This is a genomic window from Pseudomonas sp. AD21 (assembly GCF_002878485.1).
In the GTDB taxonomy this organism is placed as follows: Bacteria; Pseudomonadota; Gammaproteobacteria; order Pseudomonadales; family Pseudomonadaceae; genus Aquipseudomonas.
In genome coordinates this window covers 113,634-127,018 of record NZ_NQYG01000003.1, presented here as the reverse complement: position 1 = coordinate 127,018, position 13,385 = coordinate 113,634, and the positions used below count along the sequence as shown (strand labels likewise).

Sequence of the window (13,385 nt, the reverse complement as noted above, 5' to 3'; positions counted from 1 at the left end):
CGCACTGCGAACCAGATGAATCGCTACAATCCCCGCTCCCCCAAGGAGCCCGCATGTCCAACCTGATTGCCGACTGGCGCGACCGCCCGACTCACCGCAAGGTCTGGGCGCTCGCCGCGCCGATGATACTTTCGAATATTTCCGTGCCGCTGGTGGCGCTGGTCGACAGCACCGTCATCGGCCACCTGCCCCACGCCCATCAGTTGGGCGCCGTGGCAGTCGGCGCCAGTCTCTACACCTTTCTCGCCTGGGCCATGGGCTTTCTGCGCATGGGCACCACCGGGTTTGCCGCCCAAGCCGCCGGGCGCAGCGATGGCGCGGCGTTGCGCCAGATTCTGTTGCAGGGCTTGCTGCTGGCGCTGGGGCTGGCGATCGTGCTCGGAGCATTGGGCGTGCCGTTGAGCGGCGTGGCCCTGCATTTCATGCAGCCCTCGGCGGAACTCGATCAACTGACCCGCGACTTCTTCCACACCCGGTTATTCGGACTGCCGGCAGCGCTGGCCAGTTATGCCCTGGTCGGCTGGTTTCTCGGCACCCAGAACGCCCGGGCACCGCTGGCGATTCTGCTGAGCACCAACCTGATCAACATCGCCCTCAACCTGTGGTTCGTCATTGGTCTTGAGTGGGGCGTGGTCGGTTCGGCCCGGGCTTCGGTGATTGCCGAGTGGAGCGGCGCCCTGCTCGGCCTGTGGCTGACCCGCGGCGCATTGCGCGCCTATCCCGGGCACATCGCCTGGGCGGCGTTGAAGGTGTGGCAGAGCTGGCGTCCGCTGCTGGCGGTCAATCGCGACATTTTCATCCGCAGCCTGGCGCTGCAATCGGTGTTTTTCCTGATCACCGTGCAAGGCGCGCGGCTCGGCGATGCCACGGTGGCGGCCAATGCCCTGCTGCTCAACGGCCTGCTGTTGACCGCCCATGCACTGGACGGGCTGGCGCATGCGGTCGAAGCCTTGTGCGGACACGCCATTGGCGCCCGTGATCGCCTGGCCCTGCGTCGCTCATTGGTGGTGGCCGGGGGCTGGTCATTGCTGGCCAGCCTCGGTTTTGCCGCGTTGTTTCTGCTGGCCGGGCATTTGTTCATCGAAATGCAGACCGATATCCAGAGCGTGCGCGACACCGCGTTCGTCTATCTGCCGTATCTGGCCGTGCTGCCGTTGATTGCCGTCTGGAGTTACTTGCTCGACGGCCTGTTCATCGGCGCCACCCGCGCCCGGGAAATGCGCAACGGCATGCTACTGACCGTCGCGCTGCTGTTGCCGTTCGCCTGGGCATTGCAGGGGCTGGGCAATCACGGCTTGTGGATAACTTTCCTGTTGTTCATGGTATTACGCAGCCTGACCCTCGGCGCACTGGCCCTGTGGCTGCGGCGTAAAGATGGCTGGTTCAGCGGTAACCATTCTCAGGGTTGATCGCGTTGCCAGAGTTGGCGCAATTGTTCGAGTCGCGCTGGCGCACTCAATCCGTCCGGCACGGGCAGTAATGGTCCGCGCGGATGCTGCAAGCGTAGCCACAGCCAGTCGTCGAGCAGCGTCCTTTCGCGAAACCCCAGCGCCAGCCCCTGCTGAACGTGGGAAGCCATCGTCGGGTAGTTGCTTGCCGCCGATTGGCACCAGCGCCAGATGTGCTGTTCCAGCAGACAGCTTTGCAAGCGCTCACGCTGACGACGGGTGAGACTTTCATCGATTCCCAGCGGCTCCACCGCCCACTGCGGATTACGCAGTTGCTGCCAGCCCTGACTGCCGATGGCAAAGTCGGCCCAGGTGCCACCGAACCAGCGCAACAGGTCGATCGGCCCGAGCCAGCGGCTCAAGTCACTGGCGTCACAGGCATCGAAGAAGTAACTGGCCGTCTGGCGGTTGTAGTACCCGAGCAAGGCACGGTGGTTGGGCTCGAAGGAAACCGTCAGCATTCGCCGCAGATGACTCAGCAGGCTCTGCTCAGAGGCCTCACTGGCCAACAGCAGACCGCGCCAGGTCTGCGGATCCCGGTGACACAGCGCGGCCAATGCCGGAGTACCGTCCAGATCGACCAGCAGCGGCCCGTGCTCACTCACCGCTTGAAATTCGGTGCCATCGAACAACCGCGAGCAACGCACCCCGGCGAACCCCTGACCCAGTGTCGTCAGCGCCTGCCGGGCATCGGCGCCGTCGAGCAACAGCCAATTCACCTGCTGGGCAAACCCGACGCCGCTCAAGTGGCGCCGCCCTGATCCAGCGACGCGAGCAGCCGGCAACTACAGATTGACGCCGCGCAGTGGTTGTAACTGCCACCGCCGGGGATCAGACACAACAGCAGCATGGGTTCGCCAGACTCGAGCCATTGTGTCAGGCCTGCGCTGGGCAAATCGTCCGGCAGCACGGGAGGCGAAGACTCATGTTCGCCTTCGAGCACTGCCGATTCCTGCAGGAAACCACTGATCACCGGCCGATCCGGATCGCCCTCCAGAAAGCTCACCACCACTTCGACACCTTCGCGCAGCGACGCCAGCGGCGTATCGCTCAATGCCGGAGCGAGGGGTAGCCAACAGTGGCTGGCAGCAGCGCCCTCCCCCTGATAAAGCCAGTCAAACTGCACGGCCACCGGCCGCAGTTGATCGGGTTGTGGCTCGTCGACCGTCACCACCCAGGCCCGTTGCAGGCTGTGCATGCGCGGCCTCGCGCAAATGCTCACGGATGTGGGGAGTGGCGCCTCGGCTGCGGCGAACAGCCGATTGCTGTAAGACGGATCGCTGGCAGGATCACCGCGATGCTCGATCCGGCTCAGCAACCAGCGGCGGTTGCACTCGGCAAACGGGTGGCCGGCCAGCGCCAGCCACTGCGCGCTGCGCAAGGTCGGCAGGTCGCTGCGGCCTTCGGCCATGCGGGTTCCGGCAGCACGCTCGGGCACATCCTGTGCCTCCACTTGTACCTGCCAGCGACGCACCGCCGGCTTGGCGCCATTGTCCACAGACGCCACGTCAGCCACGGGCAGACGCGCCGGATCATCGGCGAAAACCAGACAGTGTGCGTCAGGCCTGTGCTCGAAGTAGTAGTGGATTTGCGCCTGCGCACACAGCCGCTGCACGAATTGCAGATCCGACTCGCGGTACTGGGTGCAAAAGGTCCGTACCGGGTATTCGCGGTGCAGATCGAAGCGTCGTTGCATACCGATAATTCCGTGTTCCTTGAGCACCTGCGCAAGGATCTGCGGCACGCTCTGGCTGCTGAAAATCCGCTGACTGAAGCGTAACTCCAGACAACAGAGCTTCGGCCCCAGCGTCACCCGACACAGCCGGGAACCCTCGCCGTGTTCATGCTGGACGACACCCTGCAACTGGCCGTTCAGACCATTGTTCAAGGGACCGAACTGCAGGAAGGCCGAGCGGTACAACAGGCTGGCAAGGTCAAGGTGCGGGTCATCGACCAACAGGTCGATGTCAAAGGCGAAGGGTTCGCTGATGCCCTCACTTCCGGTAAAGGCCAGCACCTCGAAGGGGTCGGAAAGCCCCGCTACATCGAGACGAAACGACGGCTCGTTGACTGAATCGAACATGGGCGGATCTCTACAGGAGGGGCGGCCGGGGATTCTCGCCGAGAGCCATGGCCGAGTAGAGAGCTGAAGTACAACTTAGGAAATGACCTACGCGAAAAGCAGACCGGATGACTTTCCTGATGCAGTTAGCCAAACATTTCGCGAGGATTTTGGGAGATGTCCCACCGGGTTATCCGAGTTTTCCGCAGTTTGCGGAAAAACTTCAGACAACCCGGCGGGAGCGCACCTGTTCTCAGGAAGACAGGTAGGAGGAGCGGGTCAGGCCCAGACGCAAGGCATCGAGGAACTGCGTGCGCTCGCTGGCACTGATGCGGGCACTGGCGCACTTGTCGCGGTAGTGGGTCATCAGTTCTTCCGGCGACAAGTGCACGTAACGCAGCATGTCTTCGATGGTGTCGTGGGTTTCGATACCGGCGTGGTACACGCTGCCATCGGCGTTCTGGTAGATGTTCACCGAGTCGGTGTCACCGAACAGGTTGTGCATGTCGCCGAGGATTTCCTGATAGGCGCCGACCAGGAACACACCCAGCAGGTAGTCTTCACCCTCGTTCAGACCGTGTACCGGCAGGCTGGTCTCGATGCTCTGCTCGTCGACGTACTGGTTGATCTTGCCGTCAGAGTCACAGGTCAGGTCTTGCAGCACGGCGCGGCGCAGCGGCTCTTCATCCAGACGATGCAGCGGGATGATCGGCAGTACCTGGTCGATCGCCCAGGTGTCCGGCAGGCTCTGGAATACCGAGAAGTTGCAGATGTACTTGTCGGCCAGCTTGTCATTGAGTTCGTCGAGCACCTGACGGTGCGAACGCTGACGCGCCTTCAGCGAGTTGTGCAGGCGACGGCACACGGCGAAGTAGCACTGCTCGGCCAGGGCTTTTTCGGCCAGGGTCAGCTTGCCATCGGCGTACTGCGAAGCCACGTCGCTCATATAGTGGGTGGCGCGCCAGTAGGTCTCGGTGACCATTTCGATGTCGGTCGGGCCGAGCAGGTCAACCAGCCACTGCACGGTTTCCGGCAGCGCTTCCTTGTTTTCGATCTGCGGGATTTCGTCGTTGTGCTTCTCGACGTCGGTCACCTGCACTACCAGCATCGCGTGGTGCGCGGTCAGCGAACGGCCGCTTTCGGAGAAAATGTGCGGGTGCGGCAGGCTCTGCGCGTCGCAGAACTCCTTGAGCATCCCGACCACGACACCGGCATAGTCGTCCATGTCGTAGTTGATCGAACTGGCGTTGCGCGAGTGAGTACCGTCGTAGTCGACACCCAGACCGCCGCCGACGTCGATGTGATCGACCGGCAGGCCAAGGTTGCGCAGCTCACCGTAGTAACGGATCGCTTCCTTGAAGCCGTGCTGGTAGTCAGCGAGGTTGGCGATCTGCGAACCCATGTGGAAGTGCAGCAGGCGAATGCCCTGATCCAGACCGGCCGCGCGGAAGCGCTCGACCACCGACAGCAGTTGCGCCGCCGACAGACCGAACTTGGACTTCTCGCCACCGGTGTCCGCCCACTTCGACGAAGCCAGCGACGACAGGCGCACGCGCAGGCCGACCTGTGGCTTGACCTTGAGCGAGGCAGCCTCTTCGATCACCAGACCGACTTCGGATTCTTTCTCGATCACGATGAACACGTTGTGGCCGAGCTTCTGGCCCATCAGCGCCAGACGGATGAACTCGCGGTCCTTGTAACCGTTGCAGACGATGGTGCCGCCCTTCGGCGCCAGTGCCAGCACCGCCAGCAGTTCAGGCTTGGAGCCGGCTTCCAGACCGATGGAAACGTTCTGGGTGGCGATGATGTTCTCGATCACCGCTTCTTGCTGGTTGACCTTGATCGGGTACAGCGCGGTGTACTTGCTCTGGTATTCCAGGCGCTCGATGTTCGAGTCGAAAGCACCGGTCAGCTGACGAACGCGGTCTTGCAGGATGTCGGGGAAACGCACCAGCAACGGCAAGGACAAGCCGCTCTTGCGCAGTTGGTCGACTTGTTCGAACAGGTCGATAGGCGAGCTGCTCGGGCCGTTCGGACGAACTTCGACGCGACCGGCGTCATTGATCGCGAAATACCCGGCCCCCCAATGGCGAATCCCGTAAACACTGCGGCTGTCCGCAACTGTCCATTGGCTGCCATCGTCTTTGCGTGTGCGTCGTACGGACATCGAAGTCCCCTATAAAGAAGTCATAGTGCGTCGCCTGATCTCAGGCCGGCGCAGTCTAAAGAATGAAAATGACGGTTCGTCAGCGCCGCGGTAGACCGCGCTGACAGCGTGTAGTTTAGAAACCGGTATGAACAGGCTCTGTGAAAACCATGGAGACGACGCCGGCGCTGAGCATTTCAACACCGGATCAAGCCGCAGGTGGTTTTCACAGAGGCTGCTAGCCGCCGGACTTCTTCGCCTTGAAACCGTGCTTGATCAGCTCTGCCAAGAGTAGCTCGACATGATCGCCCTGGATTTCGATGATCCCGTCCTTCAACGCCCCACCGGTGCCGCAACGTTTCTTCAACGTTGTCGCCAACTCTTTAAGGGCGTCTTCGGCCAGCGGCACGCCGGTGATGGTGGTCACCGTCTTGCCGCCACGGCCCTTGCTCTCGCGACGCACACGGGCAATGCCGTCGCCTGCCGGGATCACGGTTTGTTTGCAGATACAGGCGTCCACCGGCTGACTGCATTCCGGGCAATGACGACCTGCGTCGGTGGAAAATACCAGGCCACCAAGGGCGGCGAAGGATGCGGCTTTTTTGGCCACCGGCAATCCTCTTGGGAGGACAAAGACTGATCGCAACCTTGGGCAAGGTTATCGACCGCGAAGCCCCACTCAGGCAGGGGCAGCGCTACTGCACCGGATGCTCCTGCAAAAGCAGGCCGGCACAGCTTGAAAAGGTCGCGCAGTGTAACGGCAAAAAGCGCAATTGCTAAGAGCCAATCGGCGCCAATTCATGTGTTCTTTGCGACGTCGCTTTGCTGAGCCTTCAGATAGCGCTTCAAGGCTGCCAAAGAGTCCGGGCAGTAAGGCTTTTGTTCGATTTCCAACAGCACCTGCGCAACTGGAATGAAGCGTGCTTCCAGCACTTCTTCCGGTTGCAGTTTCAATGGGCCGTCCCACACCGCGGAAAACGCCGAGCACCACAGGCGATTGCCAGTGTCTTCGAAGTAGAAATGATCGTGGGCGGTCAGTTCCACCCCGCTCACGCCCAGCTCCTCTTCCAGCTCACGGGCAGCCGACTCGGCGTAGGTCTCGTCAGCCTGTACCATGCCGCCCGCCGCCACGTCCCAATAACCGGGATAGATAGCCTTGCTCAAGGTGCGTCGGTGCACGCAGAGCTCACCGGCGGAGTTGAACAACATGATGTAGGTGCCGCGACCGATCAGCCCGCGCTCACGCAAATCAGCCCGCACCAGAGCGCCGAGCAGGTTGTCCTGCTCGTCGACCCAGGCGATTTGTTCGGCATCGGAGGCGGCGCGGTGGGCCGCCTCTTTGGCGCTATCGACCATGACTCAGCCCTGATTGAGCAACTGACGCAGATCGATCACTGCGGCGTTGGCCCGGGAAATGTAGTTGGCCATGACCAGCGAGTGGTTGGCCAATACGCCGAAGCCGCTGCCGTTGAGAATCATCGGACTCCAGACCGGCTCCTGCGAAGCCTCCAGTTCACGGATGATCTGGCGCACGCTGACGGTGGCGTTCTTCTTCGCCAGCACATCGGCGAAATCGACTTCGATGGCGCGCAACAGGTGCGACAACGCCCAGGCCTGACCGCGAGCTTCGTAGAATACGTTGTCGATCTGCATCCACGGGGTCTCGACGACTTCTTCGTCAACCTGCGGCACTTCGCCAACGGCCGGGACTTCGGTTTTCAGCGCGGTGTTGAGTTTCACCCGGCCGACGCTGGCCGACAGACGTTGCGACAGCGAACCCAGACGGGTGCCGACATCGCCCAGCCAGTTGTTCAGGTTGTCGGCACGGGCGTAGAACAAGGCGTTTTTCTGCGTCGGGTCAGACAGGCGCGCCTGATAACGGCTCAGGGAGTTGATGCCTTCCTGATATTCCGACTCGCTCGATGGCAGGATCCAGCTCTTGTTGTCGAAGTTGAAACGCGGTTCGGCCTTGGCCAGATCGGCGTCTTCGGCCGACTGCGACTGCGAACGGGCGAAGTCTTTACGCAGGGCACGGGTCAGGTCACGGACCTGCACCAGTACGCCGTATTCCCAACTCGGTGTGTTGTCCATCCACAAGCCCGGCGGGAAACGGTCGTTGGAAATGTAGCCGCCCGGCTTGTTCAGCAAAGTACCGGCAACGGTCTTGAGGGTTTCGACCGTGGTGTAGCCGACGACCATTTGCTTGCCTTCTTTCTCGGCCGCCGCCTGGGCGCTTTGCGCCACCGGAAACAGCGCCGGCTCTTGGCTCCAATACCAGCCCAGGCCGATGGTCACCAGCAGGTAAATGCCGATCAGCGTGGCCAGCGCGCGGCTGAACAACAGCCCGCCCACATAGCTGCGGGCGGCCGACTTCGGCTCAGCGGCACGTTCAGGCGCGCTGCCCGCGCGGTTCTTCCAGTCCAGCATGGCGATATCCTTTCAATCACTTGGGTTCAACGGTTCGACCACAACCATACAACAACGTGCCGAGGCCGGCACCCGCCATTGAAGAGAAGCAGAAAATCGGCGCAAGGCGCAGCATCGACCGGCGATTTTTCTAAGGGTTTCCCTGACGCACTGTCATCAATGAAGGTCTGGACAAAGCATTTACAGATGCGCATGAGTGTGCGCTGTCGCGTTGCTTATAAAAGCTTTTCCGCCGGATAAGTAGCATCACATGTCCGGTTTTCGGGGGGATTCACAACGAGCAGGTCCAATCTGATACCACTCGGTCAGAAACTGAATTGTGCAGCACCGCAGATTATTGACGCACGACACTCATATAAGGGAAAAGAGGTGCTAGCATAGAGCCACCAGTCGATCTCAGCATGCACCCTAACTAGTAGTCAGGATATGACCGAGCCAGAAGACCCCAGCCGTGAGCGCCTCAAGCACCACTTTGCCCAGCGGGTAATTCATCAGGCACGTCAGATTCTTGAGATATGGCAACGCCTGCAACGCAGTGAGTGGTCCACTGCCGACCTCGCCGAACTGAGCGAGGCCAACCTGCGCCTGCTGCGTTTCGCCGAACGTTTCGAGCAGCCTGAGCACACACAACTGGCCCACCACATCAGCCAGTCGCTGGACGCCGTCGATGCCAATCGCGGCCGCCTGAGCAGTGGTCTGATCACCGACCTCAATCGCTTGATGCAGCGTTTGTCGCGCACCGGCCTGCGTCATGGTGATCAACTCGACCAGACATTTCTGCCACCGCTGCGCAAGCCGATCTATGTGTTGCTGCAGGATCATGACCGCGCCGAGCGGCTGGCCAAGCAACTGGAATTCTTCGGGCTGACCGCCCAGGCGCTGGACAGCGTGTCGGCGTTTCGCTCCTCGATGGTCGAGCGTTTGCCGGCTGCGATCGTCATGGACGTGGACTTCAGCGGTGCCGGCGTCGGCTTGCAACTCGCCGCCGAAGCGCAAGTGGGTCTGGAAGAACCGCTGCCGCTGCTGTTCTTCAGCCTGCACGAAACCGACACCCCGACCCGCCTCGCGGCGGTACGCGCCGGGGGCCAGGAATTTCTCACCGGCACCCTCGAAGCGTCGAGCCTGCTGGAGAAGATCGAAGTCCTCACCTGCGTCGCCCAGTACGAACCTTATAAAGTGCTGATCATCGACGATTCCCGCGCCCAGGCCTTGCACACCGAGCGCCTGCTCAACAGCGCCGGGATCGTCACCCGCTCCCTGATCGAACCGATCCAGGCGATGGCCGAGCTGGCGGATTTCCAGCCGGACCTGATCATCCTCGACATGTACATGCCGGCCTGCACCGGCACCGAGCTGGCCAAGGTCATCCGTCACAACGACCGTTATGTCAGCGTACCGATCATCTACTTGTCGGCTGAGGACGATCTGGACAAGCAACTCGACGCCATGAGCGAAGGCGGCGATGACTTCCTGACCAAGCCGATCAAGCCACGGCACCTGATCACCACCGTGCGCAACCGCGCCGCCCGTGCGCGCAATCTGAAGGCACGGATGGTCCGCGACAGTCTCACCGGGCTGTACAACCACACGCACATCCTGCAATTGCTCGAAGACTGTTCGTTCCGCGCGCGCCGCGAGAACAAACCGCTGAGCTTTGCCATGCTCGACATCGACCACTTCAAACGGGTCAACGACAGCCACGGTCACCCGATGGGCGACCGGGTGATCAAGAGCCTCGCGCTATTCCTCAAGCAACGCCTGCGCAAGACCGATTTCATCGGCCGCTACGGCGGCGAAGAATTCGCCATCGTCATGCCCGACACCGATATAGAAGCCGCGCACAAAGTGCTCGACGAGATCCGCCAGCGCTTCGCCGAAATCCACTACCCTGCGCAGCCGCAGGATTTGTGGTGCACCTTCAGTGCCGGCGTGGTGGAAATGCGCGAGGATTCCGACAGCCTGATGATGGCCAGCCAGGCCGACGAAGCGCTGTACCGCGCCAAGGGTGCCGGACGCAACCGGGTGCAGACCGCGCGCGACTCAAAGCAAAGTGCCACTTTTTCATCGGAATCCACCGATTCGGTCATAACCCTGTAACAGAACCGCAATAAATTCAGTCGCTTACCATTTCTGCCGTTGGTAGCCGTCATGCGCCTGAAGTTGCTCACCAATCTCAACACTCTGCTGCTGGTCGCCGTCTGCGTGGCCCTCGGCGCGACGCTGTGGTGGTCGCAAAAAGCCCTGGAGCGTCCGTATCTGCTGATGGAGCGCTATCTGGGTCTGTCGCAGCAATTTCAGAATGAGGTGGCGCGCAATGTCGAGGACTACCTTGCCAGCGGCGACGCCCTGCGCCTGAGCAGTGCCAGCCAGGCCATCGACGGTTTGCAGAAAGAGCTCGGCGAACTGCCGCCGGCGCTGGCCGAGACCCTGCGCCCGAGCCTGTCGAGTCTTGAAGAGTTCAGCAAGACCGACCTGCTCGCGGCCGGCAAACTGGCCGGCGATCCCCAGGCGCTGCTGCTGCAGGCCGAACGCGAACTGAGCGCCAGCCTCGACCAACTCAACACCTACGCCAACGGCAACGCGACGTACCTGACGCCGCTGCTCACCGCGTCCCAGCATCTGGGCAAGCTGTCGCTGGCCCGCGACAAACTGGTCAGCAGCGGCCGCAGTGAACTGGCCGCCGAGGTCGAGCGTGAAGTCGCCAGCCTCCGTACCCAGGCCCAAGCTATCGACGCCCTGCCCCTGCTCGGTGTGGTTGCCCGGAACGAATCCGGCAGTGATGACTTCGCCGCGATGATGGGTATCGAAAGCAGCGAAAAAGCCGCTGCCGAAGACGCCGGCGTCGACCTCAAGCGCGAACTCAACAGCCTGCTGGGGCGTTACCCGGCGGAGCTGGAACGCACCCGCGAACTGATCCAGAAACGCACCGACCTGAGCACCGCGACGCACCAGAAGATCGCCGCCGTGCAGCAGGCCATTGCCGGCCTCGAGCCTGTGGTGCGTGCTCAGCACGGGCAGATCCAGGGCGAAGTGCGGCTGATGCAAGGCGTGATGATCGGCCTGATCCTGCTGATCGCGCTGCTGATCGACACCTTGCAGCGGCGCCTGGCCCGCACCCTGACCAACCTTGCCCCGGCGCTGTCGACCTGGGCCGAGGGTGATTTCAGTCGCGATATCGATCTGGGCAAAACCAACCGCGAACTGCACGACATCGAAGCGTCGCTCAATCGACTGCGCGCGTACCTGGTGGATCTGGTGGGCACGATTCGCGGCAACGCCGAACAGGTCGCAGGCAGCAGTCGCACACTGGCCGAACTGAGTAACGACCTGCACACGGGCGCCGAGCATCAGGCCGGGGACACCGCGCTGATTCGCGATTCTCTGGGCGAACTGGAAGCCACTATTCAGCAAGTCGCCGGCGATGCGCGTCAGGCCGCGGACGCCAGTCGTCATGCCGGGCTGGCCGTCGAGCACGGGCAAACCGTGATCGGCCAGAGCCTCACTGGCCTGCATGCGCTGGTCGGTGAAGTACAAGGCAACGCGCAGATGATCGAGCACCTCGCCGAAGAGTCGGCGACCATTGGTGGCGTGCTGACGGTGATCCGCTCGATCGCCGACCAGACCAACCTGCTGGCGCTCAACGCGGCAATCGAAGCGGCGCGGGCCGGGGAAATGGGCCGTGGTTTTGCCGTGGTCGCCGAGGAAGTGCGCTCACTGGCACAACGCACGGCTGGCGCCACGGCAGAAATCCAGACCCTCATCGCCGGCCTGCAAAGCGCCGCCCGACAATCCGTCGAAGGCATGCGCGCGCAGGTCGAACACGCCGAAGCCACGGCCAATCAGGCGCAAGCGGCGGACGGCGCGCTGGATAAAATCGTCGGCGCCATTCAGACCATTTCCGACACGGCGATCCGCATTGCCGACGTGACCGCGCAGCAAAGTGACGCGGTCAGCGAGATTCGCGACCACAGTGAACGGATCCATCAGTTGGGTGGGGATAACCTGCTGCGCATTGGCGAAGGTCGCGAACAGGGCGAGAACCTACTGGTATTGGGCGGGCAGTTGCATACCGCCGTTCAGGCCTTTCGCGTCTGACAGATCGCTTTCGCGAGCAGGCTCGCTCCCACAGGAGCATGCATTCCAAGGTGGGAGCGAGCCTGCTCGCGAAGGTGTCAGTCCAGACACCACAAATGACCGGATCAAATGACTCAGTCACAAATTTCGCGCAAACATCGGCCATCGTGCCGGCTATTGCATAGAACTGGACAGTCACAAAGTCTTTGCGGCATAGTCGCCGGGTTCTGAACATTGCTCACCCATAACAAGGACAACGCAGATGGCAACCCTACTGGTGCTGCACGGCCCCAACCTGAACCTGCTCGGCACCCGCGAACCCGGCACTTACGGTTCAACGACCCTGGCGCAGATCAATCAGGATCTGGAGCGTCGCGCCCGTGAAGCCGGCCATCACCTGCTGCATCTGCAAAGCAATGCCGAGTACGAATTGATCGACCGCATCCACGCCGCCCGCGGCGAAGGTGTGGATTTCATTCTGATCAATCCAGCAGCTTTTACACACACAAGTGTCGCATTACGTGACGCGCTGCTGGGAGTGAGCATCCCATTCATCGAAGTGCATTTGTCCAACGTGCACAAACGCGAACCTTTCCGCCATCACTCTTACTTCTCCGATGTAGCGGTGGGAGTGATCTGCGGCCTTGGCGCCAGCGGTTACCGACTGGCCCTGGAGGCTGCACTAGAACAGCTTGAAACACAGGCAACGACTTGAACTACAAGCGTTAAACGCCCCTGACCGACCCTTGGGAGTTGATGATTCATGGATATCCGTAAAGTTAAGAAACTGATCGAATTGCTGGAAGAGTCCGGCATCGACGAGCTCGAGATCAAGGAAGGCGAAGAGTCCGTACGCATCAGCCGCCACAGCAAGACCCCGGCTCAGCAGTACTACGCGCCGGCTCCGATGCAGGCACCGGTCGCTGCCCCTGCCGCTGCTGCTCCGGTTGCTGCTGCAGCCCCGGCTGCCGCTGCTGCGCCAGCGCTGAACGGCACCGTTGCCCGTTCGCCGATGGTCGGTACCTTCTATCGCAAATCTTCGCCAACCTCGCCGTCCTTCGTTGAAGTCGGCCAGACCGTGAAGAAAGGCGACACTCTGTGCATCGTCGAAGCCATGAAGATGATGAACCACATCGAAGCTGAAACCAGCGGTGTGATCGAGTCCATCCTCGTCGAAGACGGCCAGCCGGTTGAGTACGACCAACCGCTGTTCACCATCGTTTGAACT

11 protein-coding genes are annotated in these 13,385 nt (G+C 61.6%); 5 read left to right on the top strand and 6 right to left on the bottom strand.

What is annotated here, in order from left to right:
* Nucleotides 1–53 precede the first annotated feature (53 nt).
* Nucleotides 54–1,409 carry an MATE family efflux transporter gene (locus tag PseAD21_RS02760; RefSeq protein ID WP_102354399.1) on the top strand — a complete coding sequence of 452 codons (1,356 nt, stop codon included), beginning with the start codon at nucleotides 54–56 and terminating at the stop codon, nucleotides 1,407–1,409.
* Here PseAD21_RS02760 and PseAD21_RS02755 read toward each other — a convergent pair.
* The 6 genes from PseAD21_RS02755 to PseAD21_RS02730 form a co-directional block, all read right to left on the bottom strand.
* Nucleotides 1,400–2,194, bottom strand: a complete 795-nt coding sequence (locus PseAD21_RS02755; RefSeq protein ID WP_102354398.1) for a DUF4123 domain-containing protein — start codon at nucleotides 2,192–2,194, stop codon at nucleotides 1,400–1,402. The two genes, PseAD21_RS02760 and PseAD21_RS02755, sit on opposite strands and share 10 nt — an antisense overlap.
* Nucleotides 2,191–3,531 carry a type VI secretion system Vgr family protein gene (locus PseAD21_RS02750; RefSeq protein WP_102354397.1) on the bottom strand — a complete coding sequence of 447 codons (1,341 nt, stop codon included), beginning with the start codon at nucleotides 3,529–3,531 and terminating at the stop codon, nucleotides 2,191–2,193. The genes PseAD21_RS02755 and PseAD21_RS02750 overlap by 4 nt, the downstream gene beginning before the upstream one ends.
* A gap of 232 nt (nucleotides 3,532–3,763) precedes the next feature.
* Nucleotides 3,764–5,677: an arginine decarboxylase gene (speA, locus tag PseAD21_RS02745; RefSeq protein WP_025111754.1), complete on the bottom strand. Its 1,914-nt coding sequence runs from the start codon at nucleotides 5,675–5,677 to the stop codon at nucleotides 3,764–3,766.
* Nucleotides 5,678–5,894: 217 nt separating this feature from the next.
* Entirely contained in the window at nucleotides 5,895–6,266 is a 372-nt protein-coding gene (locus PseAD21_RS02740) for a translation initiation factor Sui1 (protein ID WP_016984929.1), read from the bottom strand.
* 188 nt (nucleotides 6,267–6,454) lie between these two features.
* Nucleotides 6,455–7,012: an NUDIX hydrolase gene (locus PseAD21_RS02735; RefSeq protein WP_102354396.1), complete on the bottom strand. Its 558-nt coding sequence runs from the start codon at nucleotides 7,010–7,012 to the stop codon at nucleotides 6,455–6,457.
* 3 nt (nucleotides 7,013–7,015) lie between these two features.
* Nucleotides 7,016–8,083 (bottom strand): DUF2333 family protein, encoded by a 1,068-nt coding sequence (locus tag PseAD21_RS02730; RefSeq protein ID WP_102354395.1) that lies wholly within the window; start codon nucleotides 8,081–8,083, stop codon nucleotides 7,016–7,018.
* Between the two features lie 426 nt (nucleotides 8,084–8,509).
* Here PseAD21_RS02730 and gcbA point away from each other — a divergent pair, with 426 nt between their 5' ends.
* From gcbA to accB, 4 genes are all read left to right on the top strand, one after another.
* A complete protein-coding gene (gcbA, locus tag PseAD21_RS02725) occupies nucleotides 8,510–10,180 on the top strand; it encodes a diguanylate cyclase GcbA (RefSeq protein WP_102354394.1) in 1,671 nt (556 codons plus the stop codon).
* A 51-nt stretch (nucleotides 10,181–10,231) separates the two neighbouring features.
* Nucleotides 10,232–12,178 carry a methyl-accepting chemotaxis protein gene (locus PseAD21_RS02720; protein ID WP_102354393.1) on the top strand — a complete coding sequence of 649 codons (1,947 nt, stop codon included), beginning with the start codon at nucleotides 10,232–10,234 and terminating at the stop codon, nucleotides 12,176–12,178.
* A 241-nt stretch (nucleotides 12,179–12,419) separates the two neighbouring features.
* Nucleotides 12,420–12,872 (top strand): type II 3-dehydroquinate dehydratase, encoded by a 453-nt coding sequence (gene aroQ, locus PseAD21_RS02715; RefSeq protein ID WP_025111759.1) that lies wholly within the window; start codon nucleotides 12,420–12,422, stop codon nucleotides 12,870–12,872.
* A 48-nt stretch (nucleotides 12,873–12,920) separates the two neighbouring features.
* Nucleotides 12,921–13,382: an acetyl-CoA carboxylase biotin carboxyl carrier protein gene (gene accB, locus PseAD21_RS02710; protein ID WP_102354392.1), complete on the top strand. Its 462-nt coding sequence runs from the start codon at nucleotides 12,921–12,923 to the stop codon at nucleotides 13,380–13,382.
* The last annotated feature ends 3 nt before the right edge of the window (nucleotides 13,383–13,385 follow it).

What these genes read in the sequence shown, in the direction of transcription:
- speA (WP_025111754.1), bottom strand. Translation starts at nt 5,677, where the DNA reads ATGTCCGTACGACGCACACGCAAAGACGATGGCAGCCAATGGACAGTT.
- aroQ (WP_025111759.1), top strand. Translation starts at nt 12,420, where the DNA reads ATGGCAACCCTACTGGTGCTGCACGGCCCCAACCTGAACCTGCTCGGC.
- PseAD21_RS02760 (WP_102354399.1), top strand. Translation starts at nt 54, where the DNA reads ATGTCCAACCTGATTGCCGACTGGCGCGACCGCCCGACTCACCGCAAG.
- accB (WP_102354392.1), top strand. Translation starts at nt 12,921, where the DNA reads ATGGATATCCGTAAAGTTAAGAAACTGATCGAATTGCTGGAAGAGTCC.
- PseAD21_RS02750 (WP_102354397.1), bottom strand. Translation starts at nt 3,531, where the DNA reads ATGTTCGATTCAGTCAACGAGCCGTCGTTTCGTCTCGATGTAGCGGGG.
- PseAD21_RS02720 (WP_102354393.1), top strand. Translation starts at nt 10,232, where the DNA reads ATGCGCCTGAAGTTGCTCACCAATCTCAACACTCTGCTGCTGGTCGCC.
- gcbA (WP_102354394.1), top strand. Translation starts at nt 8,510, where the DNA reads ATGACCGAGCCAGAAGACCCCAGCCGTGAGCGCCTCAAGCACCACTTT.
- PseAD21_RS02735 (WP_102354396.1), bottom strand. Translation starts at nt 7,012, where the DNA reads ATGGTCGATAGCGCCAAAGAGGCGGCCCACCGCGCCGCCTCCGATGCC.
- PseAD21_RS02730 (WP_102354395.1), bottom strand. Translation starts at nt 8,083, where the DNA reads ATGCTGGACTGGAAGAACCGCGCGGGCAGCGCGCCTGAACGTGCCGCT.